The organism is Mycolicibacterium neoaurum ATCC 25795 (assembly GCF_000691525.1).
GTDB lineage: Bacteria > Actinomycetota > Actinomycetes > Mycobacteriales > Mycobacteriaceae > Mycobacterium > Mycobacterium neoaurum.
In genome coordinates this window covers 222207-244973 of sequence record NZ_JMDW01000008.1, presented here as the reverse complement: position 1 = coordinate 244973, position 22767 = coordinate 222207, and the positions used below count along the sequence as shown (strand labels likewise).

Below are 22767 nucleotides of genomic sequence, written 5' to 3'. Positions count from 1 at the left end.
TTCAGGCGGTGAGGGTATCGGGGTGGTTGGCCAGCGCGCGGCGCGCGTAGTAGGCGAAGTTGGCCAGGCTGCGCTTGGGGGTCAGCGTCCAGTCGTGGGCTTCGCGCGCCAGCCGATCAGGCAGGGCGGCAATGGTTCCCGCGGCCATGGCGGCCAGCTGCAGTTTGGCGCCGCGTTCGATGAGCATGGCCAGCGAGCACGCTTCTTCGATACTGGCGCCCGCGACGACGTGCCCGTGGTGGGCCAGCAGGATGGCCTTCTTGTCCCCGAGTGCGGCCGAGATGATCTCGCCCTCTTCGTTGCCGACCGGCACGCCCGGCCAGTCCGGCAGGAATGCGCAGTCGTCGTAGAGCGGCGCGATGTCCATCTGCGACACCATCAGCGGCACTCCGAGCATCGACAGCGCCGCCACATGGAACGGGTGGGTGTGCACGATGCACCCGACGTCGGGGCGGGCTCGGTAGATCCAGGAGTGGAAACGGTTGGCCGGGTTGGCCATTCCGTCACCGTCGAGAACGTTGAGGTCCTCGTCGACCAGCAGCAGGTTGCCGGCGGTGATCTCGTCGAAGCCGAGGCCGAGGCGCTGGGTGTAGTAGGTGCCTGGCTCGTCGGCGCGAGCGGTGATCTGGCCGGCCAGGCCGGAGTCGTGTCCGGCGTCGAACAACGCGCGGCAGGTCAGCGCGACCTTTTCGCGGGCACTCAGACCGGTATCGGCGATGTTCCGACCGAGGCCGTCGAGCGCACGGCGCATCAGTTCGGACTTGGAATCCTGCAGGGTGCTCGTCATCGTGGCGATCTCCTCTCGTGATGACACAACGAGAACGATAGGACACTTTGTGTCATATCGTCAATGCGGTAATCTCTGATTCGTGAGTGGCTTGTTACGCGCCGTGCGCCAGCAGCGGGGCATGACGCTGGACGAGGTGTCCGCGGCGACCGGTCTGACCAAGAGCTATCTGTCCAAGGTCGAACGCGGCCAGAGCGTGCCATCGATCGCCGCCGCACTGAAGATCTCCCGCGCACTCGACGTCGATGTGGCACAACTGTTCTCCGACGATCCCGAGGTCTCGTCACTGACCGTCGAACGGGCCGCCGACCGCGGCACCGAGCGTCATCACGCGGTGGCCGCCGGGATGCTGGGCAAAGCCATGTCGCCGTTCGTCGTCCGACCCGGCCGCCAGTTCACCGCGCACCCCCATCCCAGCCACCCCGGCCAGGAGTTCGTCTTCGTGCACGCCGGTGCCGTCGAGCTGAATCTCGACGGCACCGTGGTATCGCTGCAGACCGGGGACTGCGCCTACTTCGACGCCTCGGTGTCGCACAAGCTACGGCAGATCGGCGACACCGGCGCCGAGGTCGTGGTGGTGGCCTACAGCGCACCGGGCCGACGGGGATAGCACAGGATCGACCGAATCGAAGGACGCCGAGGACCCGATGCGGCAGCATCGACAGTCCCGATCAGCCACCCCGAGGGAGCAGACCACCATGTCTATGTCGGACGAACCGGACCGGACCGATTCCGAGAACCTCGCCGACGCCCTACTCGATGCCATCGAGGGCAGCGTTTCCGAAACCGCACCGGAGCTCCTACGCACCACCATGGCGGCATTCCGCAAGCTGGGTATCGAGTTCGTCCGCAAGTACAACCGGCTCGAAATCGACACCACCGAGCACAGTTTCGACGATCCGGTGTTGTTCGTCGCCAACCACGGCTTCGGCGGGATCTTCGACCTGAACGTCTTCGCGACCAGTGCCGCGCTGGAGCAGTTGAACCTCGATCGCGATGTGACGATCCTGACCCATCAGCTCGCCTGGACCCTCGGCGTCGGGCGTTTCATCGAACCCATCGGTGCCCGGCCCGCCAGCGTCGAATCCGCGCAGGACGCCTTCGCCCGCGGTGAGCATGTCGCGGTGTACCCGGGCGGCGATATCGACGCCGCGAAGGCCTGGGAGGACCGCAACCGGATCAAATTCGGTGGGCGCGCCGGTTTCGCCCGCCTGGCCATCGACAACGGCGTCCCCATCGTCCCGATCGTGACCGCAGGAGCGGGTGAGTCCCTGTTCGTCATCTCCAGCGGGGAACGCCTGGCCCGGGCCACCCGCCTCGACAAGCTGCTGCGTCTGAAGTCGGCGCCGATCAGCGTCTCGTTGCCGTGGGGGCTCAACATCGGTGTCGTGGGGCTGTTGCCCTATCTGCCGCTGCCCACCAAGCTGCACACCCGGGTGCTACCCGTCATGCCGGCGGAATCCGGTGAGGAGCCTGCGGAGTACGCGGCCAGGGTCGAGTCGGCCATGCAGAGCGCGCTGACCGAGATGACCGAGGGCCGCACCCCACTATTGGGCTGAGGTGTCAGTGCCGCACGAGCCAGTCGGCCAACCGCGTGGGGCACAGCTCGGCCCCGGCACCGGTGACCAACGTGGTCTGGTCGACGGGGATGCCGTGATACGTGGCCGCCGGATCGTCGACGACCGGCAGCTCGTGTCCCTGCCGACCCAGCACAACGCGGGCCATCTCCGCGAACGACATCTTCTGCGGCCCACCGACCTCACGCACCCCGTCAGCCGGTGTGCCGGTGGCGATCCCGGCAAGGACGGCGGTCACCTCGGCGGAATCGACGGTCTGGATCGCGGCGATGGGTGCGCGCACCTCGCCGTCGCGGATCATCGATTCGGTGATGGGTTCGGCCAGCTCGTGGAACTGCGTCGCCCGCAGCACCGTCCACGGCACCCCCGAGCCCGCGGCGGCCTGTTCCTGGGCGAGCTTGCCGCGCAGATACCCGGCGTCGCGGGCCATGATGTCGGCTCCGACGATCGACAGGACGACATGGTGCCGGATCGAGGACGCGCGGACCGCGGCGGCCAGGTTCGACGAGGTCTGCTCGAAGAACTGCTGGGCCGAGTCCTCGGGTGTCGGGGCGTTGATGACATCGATCACCACATCGGCACCTGTCAGCGCGTCGGCGAGACCGGCACCGGTGAGCAGATCCACACCCGTTGCCCGGGAGGCGGCGACGACATCGTGGCCGCGGCCACGCAGCAAGGGCACGAGTTGGCGTCCGATCAGACCGGTGGCGCCGACGACGGTGATCCTCATATTCGACGTGTTCACCCATCCAGGCTGGCACCACCGCAGGTCGAGAGCGTCCCGGAAAGTCCGTAGTCCTCCGGTGCTCACACCACGTATTTGGCCAGCCCCAACATCGCGTTCTCGTCGGCCGGCTCACGCGTGCAGTCGACCAGGTCCGCCTCCAATGCGGCGACGTCCATCCCGGTGCCGATCAACACCAGCTCGGTACCGCGGCCGCGCGCCTTCTGGAACCGGAGCGAGCTGCCGACCAGCTGTACCAGGAACCGGCCGTTGGATCCGAAATCGACGAAACCCTTTGCCCGGTACAGCCCTTGGGGGCGTCCCTGCAGGAACTGCAGGAAGTGCCGTGGGTTGACCGTGTCCCCGGTGCAGAACTGCGCGCTCTGATACTCGGGGTGGTGGTGATCGTGGTGGTCGTCGTGATCGTGCAGGAGTTCGTCGAACGACAACTGCGCCGGCGGTTTCCGCGCTACCGGCGGATCGATCAGCAGCTCGGGGTCGATACGCGCGAAATCGGTGGGCAGCACCGGCACCCGCGGGTTGAGCTCGCGGATCCGGGCGGCCACGTCATCGCCGGACGCCTCGCTGATCTTGTTGAGCACCACCAGATCCGCCACCGCCACACCATGGCCCAGATCGGCGGGCTGGACGGCGTCGACCACGAGCACCAGCCCGGCGTAATGGAAGCGGTCGTCCTCGGCGGTGGCGATGGTGCGCGCCAGCACCTGCGGCTCGGCGACACCGCTGGCCTCGACCACGATCAGGTCCAGCGCGGGCCGCACGGCCGCCAGCTTGCCGAGCATCTCGGCGGCCTCCGACGCGTCCACCGCACAGCAGATGCAGCCGTTGGACAGCGAAGCCATCGCGTCGACCTGACCGGCGACCAGCATCGCGTCGATGTTGACCGCGCCGAAGTCGTTGACCAGCGCGCCGATTCGCACCCCGCGGCTGTTGCGCAGCAGATGGTTGAGCAGGGTGGTCTTTCCGGCGCCGAGGAAACCGGCGATGGCCAGGACGGGAACGCTCACGGCGTGCATCTCACGGCTTGCGTCTCATAGCTCGGCTCCGGCTCGCTCCGCTCCTCGCTCGTACCTCGCTACGATGCTCACTCCCCATCGCCTTCACTTGACGGCGGCGTGCAGCGCGACGATCCCTCCGGTGAGGTTGCGCCAGCGCACCGAATCCCACCCGGCCTCGCGGATACGCGCGGCAAGTTCGGCCTGCGTCGGCCAGGCGCGGATCGACTCGGCCAGATAGACGTAGGCCTCGGGATTACTCGACACCGCCGTGGCCATTCCCGGCAACGCCCGCATCAGATATTCCTTGTAGACAGTTGAGAACAGCGCGTTGGTGGGTGTGGAGAACTCGCACACCACCAGCCGGCCGCCCGGGCGGGTCACCCGCGCCATCTCACGCAGTCCGGCCACGTGGTCGACGACGTTGCGCAGGCCGAAGCTGATGGTCACCGCGTCGAAGGAATCATCGGCGAACGGCAGCCTGGTGGCGTCGGCACCCACCTTGGGCACCGGCCGCGATGCCCCGGCCGACAGCATGCCGACCGAGAAGTCCGCGGCCACACACCACGCGCCCGAGCTGGCCAGCTCTACCGTCGACACCGCCGTCCCGGCGGCCAGGTCGAGCACCTTGTCCCCCGGCCCGATCCCCAGCGCCGCGCGGGTCTGACGCCGCCAGAACCGGTCCTGACCCAGCGACATCACCGTATTGGTGATGTCGTAGCGGCGGGCCACGGCGTCGAACATCGACGCCACCTCATGCGGATTCTTCTCCAACGACGCCCGGCTCACCAGATCAAAACTACCTGTGAGTCTCGGGGTTCCCGGAATGGGCCGCGTCTGCTGACGTTGAACCTTGGCGTGAGCAGACAGCTGTTCCCCTGGTTTCGGCCTGCGATGGGGGTACACGCGTCTGCTGGCGGGAAGAACACTCCCCGAGAAAGGCAAGCACATGGCTGAGAAGGTCTGGTTCATCACCGGCGCATCCCGCGGCTTCGGCCGGGAGTGGACGATCGCCGCCCTCGAACGCGGGGACAGGGTCGCCGCGACGGCGCGTGATACCGCAACCCTCGACGACCTGGTGGCCCGTTACGGTGACGCACTGTTGCCGCTGCAGCTCGACGTGACCGACCGGGCCGCCGATTTCGCCGCGGTACAGCGCGCCCACGAGCATTTCGGCCGGCTCGACATCATCGTCAACAACGCCGGGTACGGGCAGTTCGGCTTCATCGAGGAGTTGTCCGAGGCCGAGGCGCGCGACCAGATCGAGACGAACCTGTTCGGTGCGCTGTGGGTCACCCAGGCCGCGCTGCCGTTCCTGCGGGCCCAGCGCAGCGGACACATCCTGCAGGTGTCCTCGATCGGCGGCATCACGGCATTCCAGAACGTCGGCATCTATCACGCGTCCAAGTGGGCGCTGGAGGGCTTCTCACAGTCGCTGGCCCAGGAGGTTGCCGGCTTCGGCATCCACGTCACGCTGATCGAACCTGGTGGGTTCGACACCGATTGGGCAGGCTCTTCGGCCAAACGGGCCACCCCGATACCGGACTACGCCGAGGCCCACCAGCAGGCCGCCGACGCCCGCGCCAAGCGCACCGCGAGATCGGGCGATCCGCAGGCCTCGGCCGCCGCCGTGCTCAAGATCGTCGACGCCGAGCAGCCGCCGCTGCGGGTGTTCTTCGGTGAGTTGCCATTGCAGCTCGCCGAGGCCGACTACGCCCAGCGCCTGGCAACCTGGCGGGAGTGGCAACCGGTCTCAGTCGAGGCGCAGGGCTGATCGCGAGGCTCAGGCGGCCCGGCTGCGCCGCGTTCCGATGACCTCTTCGTAATGTCCGAGCAGCTCATCGCAGACCGCGGGCCAGGTGCGGGCCAGCACGCTGCGCCGGGCCGCTGCCGAGTAACGGGGCCGCTCGGCGATCAGATGATCGACCGCATCGCTGAGTCGCGTCGCGAAATCGTCGACGTCGAGCAGCAGCCCGGTGTGCATCGGCACCACCAGGTCGCGCGGACCACCGGCATTCGGTGCCACCACCGGTAGCCCGGATGCCATGGCCTCTTGGACCGCCTGGCAGAAGGTCTCGTGCTCACCGGGATGGACGAACACGTCCATGCTGGCGTAGGCGGCGGCCAGCGCGGCTCCCCGCAACTCACCGGTGAACACCGCCGTCGGCATCAGCGATTCGAGCGTGGCCCGGTCCACGCCGTCGCCGACGACGACCACCTTCAGGTCGTCGCGGGCGGCCAGCACCGCCAGCCGCTCGACATGTTTCTCCGGGGCCAGCCTGCCGACGAAACCGACCACCGGCTTACCCGCGGGCGACCAACGCCGACGCAGTGCGTCATCACGCGCCGACGGCACGAAGCCACCGATGTCCACCCCGCGTCCCCATTTGTGCAACCGCGGGACACCATGGGCGGCAAGGTTTTCCATCGCCGAGGTGGACGGGGCCAGGGTCCGGTCGGCCTTGCTGTGCAGCCGGCGGGTCCACGCCCACGATGCCCGCGACAACACGCCGACCCCGTAGCTCTCGGCGAAACCGGCGACATCGGTCTGAAACACCGCGACCGTGGGCACGCCGAGATGGCGGGCCGCGTGCACACCGCCCCAGCCGAGCAGCGCGGGTGAGGCCAGGTGGACGATATCGGGATCGAAGCCGCGCAACACTCCGACCATCCGCGGCCGCGGAACACCCAGCGGGAGCGAGGTGACCTTGGGGAACATGTGAGAGGGTACCCGGTGCACCCGCACACCATCGTGCACCCGGTCCGCCGGCGGCTGCCCGCGCGGCGAGTCCGGCGCGATGACCAGCACCTCGTGTCCGGTGCGGCGCAGATGCTCGATCACCCGAAGCACCGAGTTGGTGACGCCGTTGACATTCGGGAGGAAGGATTCGGCAACGATCGCAACGCGCACGTCCCGACTGTCGCAGCGGCGGTTGACCACACGGTTGCGTGCGGGCGTCCGGCATGCGAACAGCACGACAGCGGTACGGTGGTCGGCGTGCGTCGAATGATGGCCCTGCTCACCGGATTGACGCTGCTGGCCGGTGTGGGCTGTACCAAACAGATCCAGGGCAGCGCCCAGCCGGATCCCGACGCGCCGCTGACCCAGGTGAGCGAGGACGGGTACGGCCTGACCGCCGGATTCGCCGACGCCCCGGTGCAGATCGAGATCTTCGCCGAGCCGCAATGCTCACACTGTGCGGACCTGCAGCGCGATGTCGGTGACGGGTTGGCCCACTACATCGGCCTCGGCCAGCTCGCCGTCACCTACCGCCCGATGACCTTCCTGGACACCGGCGATCTCGGTTACTCGGCCCGGGTCAGCAATGCGCTGTTCGTGGCGGCCTCGCAGCCTGACTCGCCCGCGGTGGCGTTCCAGCGGTTCGTCGAGGCGCTCTGGGCCGATCAGGACCCCTCCGGCCGCGGACCCGATGATGACGACATCGCCGAAAAGGCCGGTGCCGCCGGGCTACCCGAGGATGTGGTGGGACGCATCGCACGCGGCGAGACCGCGGTGGATACCGTCGAGATGGATGCCGCCAACTACGACCTGCTGTATCTGGTCGATCCGATGTACACCGGCACCCCGACGGTGTACAACCTGAACACCGACGAGACCGTCGACATCTACGATGCGGACTGGCTCGACAAGCTGATGTCCTCAGCCTGACCACCGGCCTGACCACCGGCTGGATCGCCGACGGGCTCGTCGTCCTCGACGCGGCGCGCGATGACGGCGACGACCAGTAATGCGGCCCCGGCGATCAGCCAGCCCAATACCGCGATCGAGGCCGCCGGGATGATCGCCAGCGCGGCGTTACGGTCCTGCACGCGCACCAGATCGGGGTCGCTGCGGTCGTATTCGACATAGATGCGCATCCCGGGCTCCAGCTCGGAGGGATAGAGCACGCCCAATTCGGGTCGATAGGTGACGCGGTCCGGGGTGACGAATTCGATGGTCGAGCGGCGCGGTCCCGCGTCGAGCACCTCGGCGGCAGCCACCCCCATATCGCTCTCGATGCGCCGGTCATTCTCCCAGGCACCGAGAACCAGCAGGACCGACTGGAACGTCACCACACAGGCCGCGATGACGATGCCGACCCGGACCCGGCGGATGACGCGCTGCCGACGAGTTTCGGTGCCGTCACCGAACATTCGCGGCATCCGGCGCCACAACTCGGCGAGCGCCGCCCGCAACGTCACTGCAGCGCCGCCCGGATGGAGGCATGCAACGCGCGCAGCGAGGTCCGGTCCGCCTTGACCTCCAATACCCGCATCCCCTCGACCGGTTCGGCCAGCACCTCGGTCAGGGAATCGACATCGACCTGCCGGTTGGGCACGTGATAGGCCTGGCACAGCGCCGCGATATCGACATCGTGCGGGGTCCCGAACACGCGGGAGGACACATCGGAGAACCGCGGATCACCCTGCTCGAGCAGCTCGAAGATGCCCCCGCCGTTGTCGTTGGAGACCACGATGGTCAGGTTGCGCGGGACCGGTTCGGTCGGACCGATCAGCAGCCCTGAGCTGTCGTGGACGAAGGTCAGGTCACCCACCAGCGCCACGGTCTTCAACGGGGTGGTTCCGCTGCCGCTGCGCTCGTGCGCCAGCGCCGCGCCGATGGCTGTGGAGATGGTGCCGTCGATCCCGGCGACGCCGCGATTGGAGCGCACCTTGACCCCGGGCTGGTTGAACCCGGCGAGCGCGATATCGCGGACCGGGTTGGAGGCGCCGAGCACCAGCTGGTCACCGTCGCGCAGGCCTGCGGTCACCGCCGCCGCGACATGCAGCCCGGTGGTGTGCGGATGCTGTGCCAGTTGGGCGCGCACCGCTTCCAATGTGCGACGGTGCAGGTCGTCGGCGCGCTGCAACCACTGTGGGTCCGGTGTACCGGTGGTGACCGCGCGGGTACCGGTGGCCTGCGAGTTGCCCGACACATCGGGCCAGCGTGGGCCGGTGGTCAGCGCGAACACCGGCACCGCCGGATCGGCCAACAGCGCGGACACCGTGCGGTGCAGAGTGGGCCTGCCCAGCATGATGACCTGGGCGGGCCGCAACAGGGGCAGTGCCAGCGGGTGCAGCGGGTTGGCCGCCGCGGGTGCCGTCGGTTCGGCCACGGTGGGCAGCCCCGCCAGGTTCGGGTGCACCCCGGCACCGTGTCCGGCGATCACCACGGTGTCCGCACTCAGATCGATGTCCAGCGGCTGGTCGAAGGTGACCGGCGGGGTGTGCGTCCAGGAGCGGCCGTCGGGCCGACCCTCAGGCGTCGGCGTGGCATCGTCGAGGTCGGGCACCAGTGGTTCACGCAACGGGATGTCGAAGTGCACCGGTCCGGCGTTGGCGCTGCGAGAACCCTTGGCCGCTACCAAGACTCGGCAGGTCGCCGAACGCCACTGGGCGTTCAGCGCGGCCATGTCGCCGGAATCTCCGCCCGGTCCCTCGGCGAGCCCGAGGCTGATGCTGGACCGCACCTGGGACCCGAAGTACCCGAGTTGCTCCATCGTCTGGTTGGCACCGGTCCCGAGCAGTTCATAGGGCCGGTTGGCGCTCAGCACGATCAGCGGCACGCGGGCATAGTTGGCCTCGACGACCGCCGGACCGAGATTGGCCACCGCGGTGCCCGAGGTCATCGCGATGGGCACCGGCGCCTGCCCGGAGATCGCCAGCCCGATCGCCAGGAACCCCGCGGTGCGTTCGTCGATGCGCACATGCAGCCGGATCCGGCCCGCCCTGTCGGCATCGTGCAGCGCGAACGCCAGCGGGGCATTGCGTGATCCGGGGCACAGCACCACATCGCGGACACCGCCGCGGATCAATTCGTCGACGACGATGCGGGCCTGGATCGTCGAGGCATTCACTCGAACAGCCTATGTCTTGGCTTCGGCGAAGAATTCCAGGATCGCCTCGTTGACGGTCTCCGGATGCTCGATGAACCCGAGATGCCCGGCATCGGGGATCTCCAGGTACCGCCCGCCCGGAATGGCGTCGGCGACCTCACGGCTCAGATGGGGGGCCATCAACACGTCATCGCCGAAACCGATCACCAGCACCGGAACCTTGATGTGCTGGTAAGCGGGCAGCCGGTTGCCCTCGGGCGCGATGGCCAGCTGACTCTTCAGCCCCGGGGTGTACTTGGTGGGCCACATCGTGAACATCTCGGCCCAGTCCAGGACCGCCCGGTCGTCGTTGAGGGTCTTGGGCGAGAAGTTCTCCATCAGCCGGATCTTCGCGTCGTAGCTGGGCGGCAGGGTGATCCCGGCCGCGTGGAAGTCGCGCTCGGCCCTGTTGAAGAATTCACGCGCCTTGTCATGGCGGCCGCGGGTGGCCATCAACACCGCCTGGCTGACCAACTCGGGGCGCGAGACCATCAGCTCCTGAGCGATGAACGAACCCATCGAGACGCCGACGACCCGAACGGGGCCGCCGACGACCTTGGTGATGAGGTTGGCGGTGTCGGCGACCACCTGTTCGGTGGTGAAGCCGCTGGCGTTCTCGGTGGCGCCGACGCCACGATTGTCGAAGGTGATGACGCGATAGCCGGCCCGCTGGAACGCCGGGACCTGATGTAGGTGCCAGGTGCGTCCGGCCCCGCCCCGGCCAGCGATGAAGAGCACCGGTTCGCCGGTGCCGCCCTTGTCGACATATGCCAGATTCATTTGCTCGAGCCTACTTGCGGCTGCGAGCTCTCCTGATTGCGTGATCCCAGAGCAGGCCCACGGTCGCCTTCAGCGCAGGTGGGCTGGCCAGTTCGCGAGCCATCAGCGCGGTGGCCGCGGCCTTGGTGGCCGTCGAGGCCTTCGACATGTGCCCGGAGTCGAAGGGCGGCTGCGGGTCGTACTCCATGGACAGCTGGATGGCCTTGGCCTTGGCTTCTCCGCCGATCTCCCCGGCCAGCCACAATCCGAGGTCGATGCCGGCCGACACTCCGGCACACGTCACGATGCGCTCATCGGACCGGACGATGCGTTCATCGCCCACCGGCGTCACGCCGAATGCCCGCAACGACTGCACGGCGGCCCAGTGCGAGGTGGCCCGTTTGCCGTCCAGCAAGCCGGCGGCGGCCAGTAGCACCGAACCGGAGCACACCGACGAGGTCCAGATGGTGCTCTGGTGGGTGCGGCGCAGCCACTCCAGGACCCGCTCGTCGCGGGCGTGTTCCATCGTGGTGAAACCGCCGGGGACGAGCACGATGTCCGGGCTGGGTGTCTCGTCGAACGAATGGGTGGCGCCGATCACGAGGACGCCGGAATCGGCGGCGACGGGTCCCGGTTCATGCCAGACGAAGCGCACCTCGGCCTCGGGCAGCCAGCGCAGCACCTCGTACGGACCGATGAAGTCCAGTGCGGTGAAGCCGGGGTAGAGCACGATGGCGATCTGCATGTATGCCTCCTAGGCGAATGACTTGCGGTATTGGTCGGGCGAAATGCCAAGGCGTCGAACGAAATTACGGCGCAGGGTTTCGGCGCTGCCGAAACCGCACCGGCCGGCGATGACCGTGACGGTGTCATCGGTCTCCTCGAGTTGGCGGCGGGCCGCCTCGGTGCGGATGCGTTCGACATAGCTGCCCGGCGCCTCCCCCACCTCATCGGTGAACACCCTGGTGAAATGCCGCGGGCTCATGGCGGCGCGCCGCGCGAGCTCGCCGATGCTGAGCACGGCGCCGGGTTCGGCCTCGATGAACTCCTGCACGTCACGGATCGGTTGGCGTTTGGCCCGGGGCGCCCACACCGGTGCCGCGAACTGGGTCTGACCGCCGGGACGGCGCAGATAGAGCACCAGCCAGCGGGCCACCGTCTGCGCGACATCGGTGCCGAGATCGTCCTCGACCAGATGCAGGGCCAGGTCGATGCCCGCGGTGACACCAGCGGCGGTCCACACCTGCTCCGAGCTCCTGACGAAGATGGGTTCGGGGTCGACGGTCACGCCGGGGTACTGGTCGGCCAGGTGGCCGGCGGCCGCCCAGTGGGTGGTGGCCCGGCAGCCGTCCAGCAGGCCCGCCTCGGCCGCGAGGAAGGCACCCGAGCACACCGTGACGACCCGGCGTGCGGTCTCGGCCACGGCGCGTATCCACTCCACCGTCGCGGCGTCCTTGCGCACCGTCTCGGTGCCGAACCCGCCGGGCACGATCAAGGTGTCGATGGCCGCGGTCTCGGGCAGCGCCGCCGCACCGAATTCCAGGCCCGTCATGGTGCGGATCGGCGACCCGTCCAGCGATACTAACCGCACGTCGTAGCGGTCCGGCCGGCTCATCGCGGCCAGCTGCATATTGGCTCCGGTGAACACGTCGAACGGGCCGGCGATGTCCAATGCCTGCACACCGTCGAATCCGAGGATCACCACCGATCGCGTCACGCCCTCATCGTCGCGGGCCCGACCCCGTGTCGTCTACGCCACGCATCCCACAGATCAGGACATGTCGGATGCCGGGACCATGCTGCCGGCATGACCGAATACACGTACCGGGCGATGTGGTCGCCCGCCGCGGGATCCTATGTCGGGACCTGTCTGGAGTTCCCCGGGCTGCGGCAACACAGGGAGACGGCGGGCGAGGCCGTCGAGGCGACCGAACAACGGGTGTCACTGAATCAGTGGGTGGTACAGAAGCTCGTCGGCCGCACCGATTCCCGAGGCTTCTGACCCGATGATGGACTCGCACATGTGGTACTACCGGCGGTACTACCGTCGCGTGCAGTACCACCGGTAGTACCACGTCCGCAGGAGCATCTCGGCCGGTCACCGCGGCGCCCGGTCACAGCAGCGCGTGACAGCGCCGCACCCGCTCGATCCACCACTGCCGTCGCTCCGGGGTTGCCGCCAGCGCGGTCAACCGCGCGCGGTCAGGGACCACGGGACCGACCGGGAGTAAGCCGTCGACCGGTGCCACCGGATCCACGATGTCCTCCACGAACAGCCCCCCGGTTCCCAGCCCGCACGCATAGGGCAGCTCCGGAAGGCACCCGGCGGCCAGCAGCCCGCGGGACATGCCCACCGCGCTGTCCAGTGCACTGGACACCACCACCGGGATGCCGATGCGCGCAGCGATCACCAGCAGCCGCTGCACGCCGCCCAGCGGCGCCACCTTGACGACCGCGATATCGGCCGCACCGAGCGCCACGACCCGGAACGGGTCGACGACCTTGCGGATCGACTCGTCGGCCGCGACCGGGGTGTCGATCCGGCGGCGCACCTCGGCGAGCTCCTCGACGGTGGCGCATGGTTGCTCCAGGTATTCGAGCTCGCCGAGCGCGCCGGCCGCTTCCACCGCCTCGGCCACACTCCAGCCACCGTTGGCGTCGACACGCACGATGGGCACCAGCTCCCGCACGGCCTCGACCCTGGCGACATCATCGGCCAGGCGCTGTCCGGGTTCGGCGACCTTCACCTTGGCCGTCTGGGCACCGGGGAAACGCGCCAGCACCTCGGGGACCTGTTCCGGGGCCACCGCGGGCACCGTCGCATTGACGGGAATGCGGTCACGATGCGCGACGGGTGCGGGCCGGTAGGCGGCCTCGACAGCCGAGGACAGCCAGTGCGCGGCCTCGGTGGGCTCGTATTCGGTGAAGGCGCCGAACTCGCCCCAGCCGGCCGGCCCTTCGATCAGTGCGACCTCACGGACGGTGATGCCACGGAACCGGACCCGCATGGGCAGCGAGACGACGTGCAGACGCTCCAGCAGGTCATCCAGCGGCGGACACTCAGACGATGACGCGATCGCGATCCTCCCAAGGTCACCAGTGGGCGCATCCATGCTAGCGGCGGTGTGCGGACGGGTTCATGCCGGCTTCGGGTGGACCTGCCTGCCCGCCAGATAGGTGGCCCTGACCTCCAGATCGGCCACCTCCTCCGGGTCGACCGTGCGTGGATCTGCCGACAGCACAACGAGATCGGCATACTTGCCGACCTCGATGGAGCCGATCCGCTCATCGTCGAACAGCTGGTAGGCGGCATCGATGGTCTGGGCGCGGATGGCCTGTTCGACGGTCAGGCGCTCCTGCGGTGCGAGCACCCGTCCGCTCGGGGCCGTGCGCGTCACGGCGACGCTGATATTGCGCAACGGCTCCTCGGGGGTGACGGGCGGGTCGTTGTGCAGGGAGATGCGCATACCGGTGGCCACCGCCGAACCGCACGGCATCCACCGCTCGCCGTGCTCGGGCCCGAACAACCCGTCGACGATGACATCACCCCAGTAATGCAGCTGGTCGACGAACAGGCTGCAGGTCACCCCCAGGGCATGCGCGCGCGCCAGTTGCGCATCGGTGATGGCGCCGACATGTTCCAGGCGCAGGCGGTGATCATCGCGCGGATGGGCGCGCAGGGCCTCTTCGTAGACATCCAGGATGGTGTCGACCCCGTTGTCGCCCTGCACATGACAGGCCATCTGCCAGCCCTGCGGATAAAACGTGCCAACGATCTCGGCCAACTGCTCGCGGGTGTAGTTCGCGTGCCCGCATGAGCCGGGGACGACACCGATGGTGCGGGTGGCCTCGGTGTCCAGGTACGGAAAGCTCAGATCGATGTTGCCGATCCACGGTGACCCGTCCACCCAGATCTTGATACCGATCTGACGCACCAGATCGTCACCGTCGAACGGCCGGGCGTCGGTGTGCAGATCGGCCGTCGACATCTCGTAGGTGCGCAGCCGGACCGTCAGCTGGTCGTGCATCGCCGCCAGCACGGGCCGGAACATCGGGTCGAAGGCCATCTCCGAACACGTGGTCAGGCCCGCCCGGTTCAGCCGATCGCACTCGGCCAACAGCATCGCTGGGTAGTCGGCCACCGCGATGGCCCCGCCGATCAACGGGAACACCGCGGCGGATTCCTCGGCGGTGCCGTCGAGTTCGCCATCGGCGTCGCGGCCGTAGCGGGCCCCCTTGGGATCGGGTGTATCCCTTGTGATCCCGACCTTGCGGGCCGCCGCGCTGTTGAAGAACGCCTTGTGGCCCGAGTTGTGCATGATCACCAGCGGGGTATCGGCGACACTGTCCAACCACTGCAATGTCGGATCAGGTAAACCCTTCTGCAACAGGGCATCCCAGCCGTTCAGATACGCACCGTCGGCGCCGCGGCGGGCGACCTCGGCATGCACCGCGGCCACCACCTCCTCGGCGGTGGGCAGCGTCACCGGCCGGATGTCGACCATCCGCTCGGACAATGCCACCGCCTCCATCAACGGATGGCCGTGCGCCTCGACGAAACCGGGTAGCACGCACCCGTCACCGACCGACAGCACGGTGGTATCGGGGCCGATCCAGGTCTGGAGTTCGTCCTCGGCCAGGTCGACGGCGGCGATCCGACCCCCGACGACGGCCAGGTTGTGCGCCTCCGGGCGAGCATCGTCGACGGTGAGGATGGTGCCGGTGATGACCAGATCGGCCGGCGTATCGGGGCCTGACATGGGCCAAGGTTAGAGGCCGACCGAGTCGTCCCCGGGCGAAACGAACGACTCGGTCGTCATCGATCAGCCGATGGCCCTGATCCGGATCGGACCGCGCCAGCCGGCGTCCGGGTCGAGGACCGTGCCGCGCTGGCTGATCTCGACCACACCGTCGCGCGCCAGGTCGCGGGCGATATCCCTGGCCGGCTCCATCAGCTCGCGCCACCGCTCACCGCCGATGGCACGCGCGGCATCCGACGGGCAGATGGTCTTGTCCGGGCCGCGCTCCCGGGCCAGGGACAGGATCGCGCGCCGCAGCTCGGGGTTCTGGCTCACCCCTCCAGTGAACACCGGACCTTGAAACTAAATCTGTAACACGTTCTAATCTGATGTCATGAGCGACTCGCAGCTGCGCCATTTCCTGCACTCCGGCCACCTCACCGTCGGCGCGCTGAAGCGCCACAAGGACCGGCCGGTGCTGTTCCTCGGTGACACCACGCTGACCGGCGGCGAGCTCGCCGACCGCATCAGCCAGTACATTCAGGCCTTCGAGGCGCTCGGCGCCGGGACAGGAGCCGCCGTCGGACTGCTCTCCCTCAACCGTCCCGAGGTGCTGATGATCATCGGAGCCGGCCAGACCCAGGGCTACCGCCGCACGGCACTACACCCTCTCGGTTCGCTGGACGACCACGCCTACGTGCTCTCCGACGCCGAGGTCACCTCGCTGATCATCGACCCGCAGCCGATGTTCGTCGAACGAGCGATCGGACTGGTGCAGAAGGTCCCGTCGCTGGAACAGGTCCTGACCATCGGGCCCGTCCCCGCCGAACTGACCGAGGCCGGTGTGAAGGCCGTCGACCTGAGCGCCGAGGCCGCCAAGTACGACCCCACGCCGCTGGTTGCCGCCGATCTGCCTGCCGATCACATCGGCGGCCTCACCTACACCGGCGGCACCACCGGCAAGCCCAAGGGCGTGATGGGTACGACGCAGTCGATCACCACCATGACCACCGTGCAGCTGGCCGAATGGGAGTGGCCGGAGAATCCGCGGTTCCTGATGTGCACCCCGCTCTCGCATGCCGGCGCCGCGTTCTTCACCCCCGTGATCGTCAAGGGCGGCGAGCTGATCGTGCTGACGAAATTTGATCCGGCCGAGGTGCTCCGGGTGATCGAGGAACAGAAGATCACCGCGACGATGCTGGTGCCGTCGATGATCTACGCCCTGATGGACCACCCCGACAGTCACACCCGCGACCTGTCGTCGCTGGAGACCGTCTACTACGGCGCCTCGGCGATGAATCCGGTGCGCCTGGCCGAGGCGATCCGGCGGTTCGGCCCGATCTTCGCCCAGTACTACGGGCAGTCCGAGGCGCCGATGGTGATCACCTACCTGGCCAAGAAGGACCACGACGAGAAGCGCCTGACCTCATGCGGACGGCCCACACTGTTCGCCAAGGTGGCGTTGCTGGGCGATGACGGCAAGCCGGTGCCCCAGGGCGAGGTCGGTGAGATCTGCGTGGCCGGCCCGCTGTTGTCGGGCGGCTACTGGAATCTGCCGGAGGCCACCGCCGATACGTTCAAGGACGGCTGGATGCACACCGGCGACCTGGCCCGTGAGGACGAGGACGGTTTCTACTTCATCGTCGACCGCACCAAGGACATGATCGTCACCGGCGGCTTCAACGTCTTCCCGCGTGAGGTCGAAGACGTCGTGGCCGAACACCCGTCGGTGGCCCAGGTGTGCGTCATCGGCACGCCGGACGAGAAGTGGGGGGAGGCGGTGACCGCGGTGGTGGTGCTGCGTCCCGATGCCGCGTCCGACGAGTCCGCGGTCGACGTCATGATCGCCGAGATCCAGGCGTCGGTGAAGGAACGCAAGGGTTCGGTGCACGTGCCCAAGCAGGTGGTCGTGGTGGATTCGGTGCCGGTGACCGCGCTGGGCAAGCCGGACAAGAAGGCGGTACGTGCGCAGTTCTGGGAGGGTGCAGGCCGCTCGGTCGGCTGAGTTTCCCGCCGAGGATTGGAGCGGGTCGGTCCGGGGTACAGATGCGCTGACAACATAGGCATCCCGAGATAGGAACCCCGACGATGGACGACCGCGTCGCAGTCGCCTCCCGCCCCGCCACCTCCGAGGCACTGAGCACCGGAGCGCTGTTCCTGTCGATGATCGGGATCATCGGGTTTGCCCTGACCATCGGAGCCTTCGGCCTGGAACGCATCGGTCTGACCTTCGGAGTCGGCCTGCTGTCGCTGACCAGCTTCGTGGTCAGCATGTTCTTCTTCAAGGCCGAGGCCGACGAATTCGGCGAAAGCTGATCGGCGGTCGACCCATCCGTCACCCGATCTGCCGCGAATACCTTCAGCAGGAAGGAGCGTGGCAGTGAATCTCGTCAAACTGGCAGGTCAGATAGTCGAATCGGTGCCGTCGGTGGTGGGCGTACGAACCGTGGAGGAACCGCGCTACATCAGCCGCCCGCTCACCGGCAACGTCGAGATCAGGCGGTACAGCCGCCGCATTGCGGCGCAGACCACCGTCACCGGCGACCGAGAACGGGCCCTGAACGCCGGATTCCGCACGCTGGCGTCCTACATCTTCGGCGGAAACCGACGCAGGACGGAGATCGCCATGACCGCCCCGGTGAGCCAACAGGGCGGTTCCCAGGAGATCGCCATGACCGCGCCGGTGAGCCAGCAGGGCAGCGCGGAAGAGGGCTGGACCATCCGGTTCTTCATGCCGTCGGAATGGACGTTGGAAACCCTGCCGGAGCCCGACGACCCGGACGTCGACCTGGTGTCCGTACCGCCCGAAACCGTCGCGGTCATCCGCTTCACCGGGGACCGCAGCCCGGCGGCCGTCGCCCAACAGTCCGCCGACCTCGTCGACACACTCGCCGCGAACGGCATCGAACCGGCGGGCGAGCCGGTCGCATGGTTCTACGATCCGCCCTGGACGCTGCCCTTCCGGCGCCGCAACGAGGTGGTCGTGCCGATCTAGCCGGATGTGCGGGCGAGAAAATGACGCGCGCCCGATCACCCCGTCACGGTAGACATGGGTATGTGCCCGAGCTGACCCTGCGCGCCCTGCGTGACGAGACCGACTACCAGGACTTCAACACCGCGATGGCCTGGGCCTTCCTGGAGGACCCCCAGCCCGACGACATCAGACTCGCCCGTGCCTTCACCGATCTGGACCGGATGTTCGGGTTTCACGACGGGACCCGATGGGTGTCCACCGCCGGGGACTACCGGAAGAACGTCGTCTTGCCGGGCGGTACACGCACCGACGTTGCCGCGGTGACCGGCGTGAGCGTCGCCTCCGACCACCGGCGGCGCGGACTGCTCAGCCGGATGATGCGCCACCAACTGGACACCATCCGCGACCGCGGCACCGAGGCGGTGGCCATGCTGTTCGCCTCCGAGACGACGATCTACGGCCGCTTCGGGTACGGGTTGGCGAGCCAGAACGCCACGCTGTCCGGCCAGGTGCGTGATCTCGGTTTCCGCCCCGATGTCGACCTCGGTGCGGGCGCCGTCTCGCAGATCGACGTCGACACACTGTTGGACGTCGGACCCGCCATCTACGACCGGGCGGTGGCCGATCTGCCGGGCCGGATGGACCGGCCGCGTCCGTGGTGGGACTACCAGGTCTTCGACAACGACGAGCGCCGCAAGAACAGCGGCAGCATCCGATTCGCTCTGCACCGCGAACCCGACGGTACGCCAAGCGGATTCGCGCGGTACCGGACGAAGTCGGCGTGGGATACCAGCGGCCCTACCGGAGAGCTGCATGTGGAGGAGGTGCGCGCCACCAATCCGCGTGCCTACGCCAAGCTCTGGCGATTCCTGCTGGAGATCGACCTGGTTCGACGTCTGGTCTTCAAGGACGCCGCGGTCGACGAACCGCTGCGCGTGCTGGTGGCCGACAGCCGAGCGCTGCGCTGCGATATCGCCGACGGCATCTTCGTCCGGCTCGTCGACGTTCCTAAGGCACTCGCGCTGCGCCGGTATGCCGCACCGGTGGATACGGTTCTCGACGTGCGCGACGAGTTCTGCCCGTGGAACACCGCGCGGTACCGGTTGCGGGGCGATCTCAACGGCGCCGCGTGCGAAAAGACCGACGCGCCTGCCGATATCACCATCAGCGCGCGTGACCTCGGCGCGGTGTACCTCGGCGGTATCAACCTTTCCCACCTCGCCGGCGCGGGTCTGGTCCACGAACTGACCGCCGGTTCGGTACACCGTGCGGCCGCAGGCTTCGGCTGGCCGGTGGCGCCCGCCATCCCCGACCACTACTGAGAAAGGACGGCTCCGTGATCCGCGCCGTACTCTTCGATTTCTCCGGCACCCTGTTCCGTCTCGAGGAACAGGACGACTGGTTCGACGGCATCACCGTCGACGAACAAGCGGTGCAGGGTCACGTGCAGGCCGAGCTGATGCGTCGTGTGACCGCGCCGACCGGAAGCACAGTGCCCATGAACGCAGAGCAGCAACACAATTGGGCCAACCGAGACCTGGAACCGCACCTACACCGTGAGGCGTACCTGCATGTGCTGCGCGAGTCCGGTCTCACCGGCGCGGATGCGGCCGCCCTGTACCCGAAGCTCGTGGACCCGGCTTCCTGGACGCCCTACCCCGACACCGCGACGGCCCTGAACGGACTGCGCGGCAAAGGGATCAAGACGGCCGTGGTGTCGAACATCGCCTTCGACCTACGGCCCGCGCTGGCCGCCGCAGGCACCGGTGCCGACGAGTACGTGTTGTCATTCGAGGTCGGCGCCGTCAAACCCGATCCCGCCATCTTCCGAATCGCGCTGCAACGCCTCGGTGTGGACGCCGAAGAGACGCTGATGGTCGGTGACAGTGAGGAGGCCGACGGCGGCGCGCGCGCCGTGGGTTGCGCCTTCGCCCTTGTGGACCCGCTACCGACCGCACGGCGTCCCGACGGGTTGCGCACCGCGCTGCGATCGCACGGATTCACGTTCTAGAGGTGGCTAGCGCGAGTCGACGGACAACTGATTGCGGTACCCGACGACCACGCTGGTGATGAGCGAGACCGCGATCACCGCCTCGGCGATGAAGAACGCGGAGAAGTCGATCAACGACCCGATGGGCGGATCGCCGGGAATGGCGTTGCGCAGCGGCACCATCGCGAACAGCAACGCGGCCATCACCGAGTAGGCGCCGTACTCGACGCCCCTGCGGGTGCGCACCACGTAGGAGGCCAGTACCGCGGCAGAGGCTGCCAGGCCCAGCATCAGCACCATGATGAACACGCCGAAAACCATGGTGGGCACGCTGCGTTCGGCCTTCAGGGTCAGCGACAGCCAGCCCTGGTCTGGCGAAAGCGCCGGTGTGACGGCGAAGAACGCGTCACCGTTGGACACCGTCACCTCGAGCGGTAGCGGTGCGCCGTCGGCGCCGAGCACCTGGATGGCCGGGAAGGATTGGTAGGTGTCGAACGGGAAGTCGGTGCTGCTGCCACCGAGGGCGAACTCCTGGATCACGGTGTGGAACCGGTCGCCCTCACTGAACTTCACGACGCTGGAGCGGCGCGAGTTGGTCTCGACGGTGATGTCCTCGGTGAGCCCGTCGCTGACGCCGCCGACGGGATCGTCGCTGACATCGAGTTCCACCGTCATCGACTGGTCGTGAACGTCGACCCGGGTGATGTACATCGACATCAGCACGACGTCGGGGCTGTCGGCATCCTCGGTGCCGAAGGGGACCGAGGACTGCTGGGTGTAGGAGCGGCTGGCCAGGAACCCACCGACACTGCACGCCATCACGACGCCGATGACGACCAGGACCACCAGGATCCGGGCGCCACGGTCGAGGCGGCCGGCGGTCGACTTCATGGTCGGCACGCTACCGCCGGCGTGCCGATCTCGTGCCCTCCGGCGCCGAACAGCAGAACGGCGGCCCTGCGAACAGGGCCGCCGTTTCCGACTGACGGCTGGTCAGACACCGGGCTCCGCTACAGGTGCGGAGCCTCCTTGATCTTGGAATCCGGGGTGCCCAGCGTCTGGCACCAGGTCTGCACGGCCAGTCGCGTACCGCTGATCTCGACCTGCTGCGGGTCGGATCCCTTCTCGTCCTTGAGCATCTTGGTGATGGCTTCGTTCTGGGTCTTCTCGTCGGCACCGGTGAAGTCCTTGCACGCGGTGTCACCACCGGTGACCGACGGTGAACAGCCGACCAACATCGCGGTCGCCGCACCAGCCGCCAGTATTGCCGCCGCTGTACGCCTCATCGTGTCCTCCTTGTCATGGCGCCGACTCACGCCCCATTCTCTTCGTCGCCGCGCTTTGTACCCCGCACTGTCTCCGGCGAAACACCGTGAATACAGTCGGGGAATGACTTTCGACCCTGCGTTGTGGCAGCCGGTCGCCGGCTTCGAGCTGACCGATATCACCTATCACCGGCACGTCATCGACGGAAAGCCGCAACCGACGGTGCGGGTCGCGTTCGACCGTCCCGAGGTGCGAAACGCGTTTCGTCCGCACACCGTCGACGAGCTCTACCGGGTGCTCGATCATGCCCGGATGTCCCCCGATGTCGGGGTGATCCTGCTGACCGGTAACGGCCCGTCGCCCAAGGACGGCGGCTGGGCGTTCTGCTCCGGCGGTGACCAGCGCATCCGCGGCCGCAGCGGCTACCAGTACGCAAGCGGAGAGACGGGCGACACCGTAGACGCGGCAAGGGCCGGGAGGTTGCACATCCTGGAGGTTCAGCGCCTGATCCGGTTCATGCCCAAGGTCGTCATCTGCCTGGTCAACGGTTGGGCCGCCGGCGGCGGGCACAGCCTGCACGTCACCTGCGATCTGACGCTGGCCAGCCGCGAGCATGCCCGCTTCAAGCAGACCGACGCCGACGTGGGCAGCTTCGACGGCGGGTTCGGCAGCGCCTACCTGGCGCGCCAGACCGGGCAGAAGTTCGCCCGCGAGATCTTCTTCCTCGGCCGCGCCTACGACGCCGAGACGATGTATCAGATGGGCGCGGTGAACGAGGTCGTCGACCACGACGAGCTGGAGAGCACCGGCCTGCAGTGGGCAGCCGAGATCAACGGCAAGTCCCCGCAGGCGATCCGGATGCTGAAGTTCGGTTTCAACCTGATCGACGACGGGCTGGTCGGCCAGCAGGTATTCGCCGGTGAGGCAACCCGGTTGGCGTACATGACCGATGAGGCCGTCGAGGGCCGCGACGCCTTCCTGGAGAAGCGCGATCCCGACTGGAGCGGCTTCCCGCGCTACTTCTGAACCGCGATTTCGGTGAGGAAACGTGCGGTAGGA

General features: G+C 67.8%; 26 protein-coding genes. 11 read left to right on the top strand and 15 right to left on the bottom strand.

Going from position 1 to position 22767, the window contains the following annotated elements; genetic code table 11:
* Position 1 precedes the first annotated feature (1 nt).
* The gene (locus IC40_RS0108685; RefSeq protein WP_030134349.1) at positions 2 to 787 is read right to left on the bottom strand and encodes an aldolase; all 786 of its coding nucleotides are present in this window, start codon (positions 785 to 787) and stop codon (positions 2 to 4) included.
* A gap of 82 nt (positions 788 to 869) precedes the next feature.
* Here IC40_RS0108685 and IC40_RS0108680 point away from each other — a divergent pair, with 82 nt between their 5' ends.
* Together IC40_RS0108680 and IC40_RS0108675 are read left to right on the top strand one after the other, a co-directional pair.
* Complete coding sequence (locus tag IC40_RS0108680; RefSeq protein WP_030134348.1) at positions 870 to 1397, top strand: helix-turn-helix domain-containing protein; 528 nt, start codon at positions 870 to 872, stop codon at positions 1395 to 1397.
* Positions 1398 to 1485: 88 nt separating this feature from the next.
* A complete protein-coding gene (locus tag IC40_RS0108675) occupies positions 1486 to 2346 on the top strand; it encodes a lysophospholipid acyltransferase family protein (RefSeq protein ID WP_030134347.1) in 861 nt (286 codons plus the stop codon).
* Between the two features lie 4 nt (positions 2347 to 2350).
* Here the strand turns inward: IC40_RS0108675 and IC40_RS0108670 are convergent, their stop codons facing one another.
* The 3 genes from IC40_RS0108670 to IC40_RS0108660 form a co-directional block, all read right to left on the bottom strand.
* The gene (locus IC40_RS0108670; RefSeq protein WP_030134346.1) at positions 2351 to 3094 is read right to left on the bottom strand and encodes an SDR family oxidoreductase; all 744 of its coding nucleotides are present in this window, start codon (positions 3092 to 3094) and stop codon (positions 2351 to 2353) included.
* A 77-nt stretch (positions 3095 to 3171) separates the two neighbouring features.
* Positions 3172 to 4125, bottom strand: coding sequence for a CobW family GTP-binding protein (locus IC40_RS0108665; RefSeq protein WP_030134345.1), 954 nt, complete (start codon positions 4123 to 4125; stop codon positions 3172 to 3174).
* A gap of 84 nt (positions 4126 to 4209) precedes the next feature.
* Positions 4210 to 4893, bottom strand: coding sequence for a demethylmenaquinone methyltransferase (locus tag IC40_RS0108660; protein ID WP_030134344.1), 684 nt, complete (start codon positions 4891 to 4893; stop codon positions 4210 to 4212).
* Positions 4894 to 5053: 160 nt separating this feature from the next.
* Between IC40_RS0108660 and IC40_RS0108655 the strand changes: the two genes are divergently transcribed.
* A complete protein-coding gene (locus IC40_RS0108655; RefSeq protein WP_030134343.1) occupies positions 5054 to 5878 on the top strand; it encodes an SDR family oxidoreductase in 825 nt (274 codons plus the stop codon).
* Positions 5879 to 5887: 9 nt separating this feature from the next.
* Here IC40_RS0108655 and IC40_RS0108650 read toward each other — a convergent pair whose 3' ends face one another.
* Entirely contained in the window at positions 5888 to 7015 is a 1128-nt protein-coding gene (locus tag IC40_RS0108650) for a glycosyltransferase family 4 protein (protein WP_030134342.1), read from the bottom strand.
* A gap of 96 nt (positions 7016 to 7111) precedes the next feature.
* Here IC40_RS0108650 and IC40_RS0108645 point away from each other — a divergent pair, with 96 nt between their 5' ends.
* Positions 7112 to 7774, top strand: coding sequence for a DsbA family protein (locus tag IC40_RS0108645; RefSeq protein ID WP_234411707.1), 663 nt, complete (start codon positions 7112 to 7114; stop codon positions 7772 to 7774).
* On the opposite strand, the gene IC40_RS0108640 is transcribed toward IC40_RS0108645, so the two are convergent.
* Genes IC40_RS0108640 through IC40_RS0108620 form a run of 5 tightly spaced genes read right to left on the bottom strand, consistent with a single transcriptional unit; the run spans position 7732 to position 12456 of the window.
* On the bottom strand, positions 7732 to 8268 hold the full coding sequence (locus tag IC40_RS0108640; protein WP_234411708.1) for a DUF3592 domain-containing protein: 537 nt from the start codon (positions 8266 to 8268) through the stop codon (positions 7732 to 7734). The two genes, IC40_RS0108645 and IC40_RS0108640, sit on opposite strands and share 43 nt — an antisense overlap.
* 35 nt (positions 8269 to 8303) lie before the next feature.
* A complete protein-coding gene (menD, locus tag IC40_RS0108635) occupies positions 8304 to 9962 on the bottom strand; it encodes a 2-succinyl-5-enolpyruvyl-6-hydroxy-3-cyclohexene-1-carboxylic-acid synthase (RefSeq protein WP_030134339.1) in 1659 nt (552 codons plus the stop codon).
* A gap of 9 nt (positions 9963 to 9971) precedes the next feature.
* The gene (locus IC40_RS0108630) at positions 9972 to 10760 is read right to left on the bottom strand and encodes an alpha/beta fold hydrolase (RefSeq protein WP_030134338.1); all 789 of its coding nucleotides are present in this window, start codon (positions 10758 to 10760) and stop codon (positions 9972 to 9974) included.
* Positions 10761 to 10770: 10 nt separating this feature from the next.
* Complete coding sequence (locus IC40_RS0108625; protein WP_030134337.1) at positions 10771 to 11484, bottom strand: DJ-1/PfpI family protein; 714 nt, start codon at positions 11482 to 11484, stop codon at positions 10771 to 10773.
* Positions 11485 to 11493: 9 nt separating this feature from the next.
* The gene (locus tag IC40_RS0108620) at positions 11494 to 12456 is read right to left on the bottom strand and encodes a GlxA family transcriptional regulator (RefSeq protein ID WP_030134336.1); all 963 of its coding nucleotides are present in this window, start codon (positions 12454 to 12456) and stop codon (positions 11494 to 11496) included.
* A gap of 90 nt (positions 12457 to 12546) precedes the next feature.
* On the opposite strand from IC40_RS0108620, the gene IC40_RS0108615 reads away from it, so the two are divergent.
* Complete coding sequence (locus tag IC40_RS0108615) at positions 12547 to 12741, top strand: toxin-antitoxin system HicB family antitoxin (RefSeq protein ID WP_030134335.1); 195 nt, start codon at positions 12547 to 12549, stop codon at positions 12739 to 12741.
* Positions 12742 to 12853: 112 nt separating this feature from the next.
* On the opposite strand, the gene IC40_RS0108610 is transcribed toward IC40_RS0108615, so the two are convergent.
* From IC40_RS0108610 to IC40_RS0108600, 3 genes are all read right to left on the bottom strand, one after another.
* Positions 12854 to 13852 (bottom strand): o-succinylbenzoate synthase, encoded by a 999-nt coding sequence (locus tag IC40_RS0108610; RefSeq protein ID WP_042510067.1) that lies wholly within the window; start codon positions 13850 to 13852, stop codon positions 12854 to 12856.
* A gap of 24 nt (positions 13853 to 13876) precedes the next feature.
* Positions 13877 to 15499 carry an amidohydrolase gene (locus tag IC40_RS0108605; protein WP_030134333.1) on the bottom strand — a complete coding sequence of 541 codons (1623 nt, stop codon included), beginning with the start codon at positions 15497 to 15499 and terminating at the stop codon, positions 13877 to 13879.
* A 63-nt stretch (positions 15500 to 15562) separates the two neighbouring features.
* Positions 15563 to 15814, bottom strand: coding sequence for a DUF3253 domain-containing protein (locus IC40_RS0108600; protein ID WP_030134332.1), 252 nt, complete (start codon positions 15812 to 15814; stop codon positions 15563 to 15565).
* Positions 15815 to 15872: 58 nt separating this feature from the next.
* On the opposite strand from IC40_RS0108600, the gene fadD8 reads away from it, so the two are divergent.
* From fadD8 to IC40_RS0108575, 5 genes are all read left to right on the top strand, one after another.
* On the top strand, positions 15873 to 17483 hold the full coding sequence (gene fadD8 / locus IC40_RS0108595; RefSeq protein WP_030134331.1) for a fatty-acid--CoA ligase FadD8: 1611 nt from the start codon (positions 15873 to 15875) through the stop codon (positions 17481 to 17483).
* Positions 17484 to 17566: 83 nt separating this feature from the next.
* Positions 17567 to 17794: a hypothetical protein gene (locus IC40_RS0108590; protein ID WP_030134330.1), complete on the top strand. Its 228-nt coding sequence runs from the start codon at positions 17567 to 17569 to the stop codon at positions 17792 to 17794.
* A gap of 58 nt (positions 17795 to 17852) precedes the next feature.
* Positions 17853 to 18473 (top strand): SOUL family heme-binding protein, encoded by a 621-nt coding sequence (locus IC40_RS0108585; protein ID WP_081843363.1) that lies wholly within the window; start codon positions 17853 to 17855, stop codon positions 18471 to 18473.
* 62 nt (positions 18474 to 18535) lie between these two features.
* Positions 18536 to 19774 (top strand): GNAT family N-acetyltransferase, encoded by a 1239-nt coding sequence (locus tag IC40_RS0108580; RefSeq protein WP_030134328.1) that lies wholly within the window; start codon positions 18536 to 18538, stop codon positions 19772 to 19774.
* 14 nt (positions 19775 to 19788) lie between these two features.
* Positions 19789 to 20463: an HAD family hydrolase gene (locus IC40_RS0108575; RefSeq protein WP_030134327.1), complete on the top strand. Its 675-nt coding sequence runs from the start codon at positions 19789 to 19791 to the stop codon at positions 20461 to 20463.
* A 6-nt stretch (positions 20464 to 20469) separates the two neighbouring features.
* On the opposite strand, the gene IC40_RS0108570 is transcribed toward IC40_RS0108575, so the two are convergent.
* Together IC40_RS0108570 and IC40_RS0108565 are read right to left on the bottom strand one after the other, a co-directional pair.
* Positions 20470 to 21333: a DUF8686 domain-containing protein gene (locus IC40_RS0108570; RefSeq protein WP_042510068.1), complete on the bottom strand. Its 864-nt coding sequence runs from the start codon at positions 21331 to 21333 to the stop codon at positions 20470 to 20472.
* Between the two features lie 119 nt (positions 21334 to 21452).
* The gene (locus tag IC40_RS0108565; protein WP_030134325.1) at positions 21453 to 21728 is read right to left on the bottom strand and encodes a hypothetical protein; all 276 of its coding nucleotides are present in this window, start codon (positions 21726 to 21728) and stop codon (positions 21453 to 21455) included.
* A 103-nt stretch (positions 21729 to 21831) separates the two neighbouring features.
* Here IC40_RS0108565 and IC40_RS0108560 point away from each other — a divergent pair, with 103 nt between their 5' ends.
* Positions 21832 to 22734: a 1,4-dihydroxy-2-naphthoyl-CoA synthase gene (locus IC40_RS0108560; RefSeq protein ID WP_030134324.1), complete on the top strand. Its 903-nt coding sequence runs from the start codon at positions 21832 to 21834 to the stop codon at positions 22732 to 22734.
* Positions 22735 to 22767: the final 33 nt, after the last annotated feature.

Bases quoted from the DNA above. Each gene is read 5' to 3' on its own strand.
- IC40_RS0108685 (WP_030134349.1), bottom strand. From the start codon at position 787: ATGACGAGCACCCTGCAGGATTCCAAGTCCGAACTGATGCGCCGTGCG.
- IC40_RS0108675 (WP_030134347.1), top strand. From the start codon at position 1,486: ATGTCTATGTCGGACGAACCGGACCGGACCGATTCCGAGAACCTCGCC.
- IC40_RS0108670 (WP_030134346.1), bottom strand. From the start codon at position 3,094: ATGAGGATCACCGTCGTCGGCGCCACCGGTCTGATCGGACGCCAACTC.
- IC40_RS0108665 (WP_030134345.1), bottom strand. From the start codon at position 4,125: ATGCACGCCGTGAGCGTTCCCGTCCTGGCCATCGCCGGTTTCCTCGGC.
- IC40_RS0108655 (WP_030134343.1), top strand. From the start codon at position 5,054: ATGGCTGAGAAGGTCTGGTTCATCACCGGCGCATCCCGCGGCTTCGGC.
- IC40_RS0108645 (WP_234411707.1), top strand. From the start codon at position 7,112: ATGATGGCCCTGCTCACCGGATTGACGCTGCTGGCCGGTGTGGGCTGT.
- IC40_RS0108640 (WP_234411708.1), bottom strand. From the start codon at position 8,268: ATGCCGCGAATGTTCGGTGACGGCACCGAAACTCGTCGGCAGCGCGTC.
- IC40_RS0108630 (WP_030134338.1), bottom strand. From the start codon at position 10,760: ATGAATCTGGCATATGTCGACAAGGGCGGCACCGGCGAACCGGTGCTC.
- IC40_RS0108625 (WP_030134337.1), bottom strand. From the start codon at position 11,484: ATGCAGATCGCCATCGTGCTCTACCCCGGCTTCACCGCACTGGACTTC.
- IC40_RS0108615 (WP_030134335.1), top strand. From the start codon at position 12,547: ATGACCGAATACACGTACCGGGCGATGTGGTCGCCCGCCGCGGGATCC.
- IC40_RS0108610 (WP_042510067.1), bottom strand. From the start codon at position 13,852: ATGGATGCGCCCACTGGTGACCTTGGGAGGATCGCGATCGCGTCATCG.
- IC40_RS0108605 (WP_030134333.1), bottom strand. From the start codon at position 15,499: ATGTCAGGCCCCGATACGCCGGCCGATCTGGTCATCACCGGCACCATC.
- fadD8 (WP_030134331.1), top strand. From the start codon at position 15,873: ATGAGCGACTCGCAGCTGCGCCATTTCCTGCACTCCGGCCACCTCACC.
- IC40_RS0108590 (WP_030134330.1), top strand. From the start codon at position 17,567: ATGGACGACCGCGTCGCAGTCGCCTCCCGCCCCGCCACCTCCGAGGCA.
- IC40_RS0108570 (WP_042510068.1), bottom strand. From the start codon at position 21,333: ATGAAGTCGACCGCCGGCCGCCTCGACCGTGGCGCCCGGATCCTGGTG.
- IC40_RS0108565 (WP_030134325.1), bottom strand. From the start codon at position 21,728: ATGAGGCGTACAGCGGCGGCAATACTGGCGGCTGGTGCGGCGACCGCG.
- IC40_RS0108560 (WP_030134324.1), top strand. From the start codon at position 21,832: ATGACTTTCGACCCTGCGTTGTGGCAGCCGGTCGCCGGCTTCGAGCTG.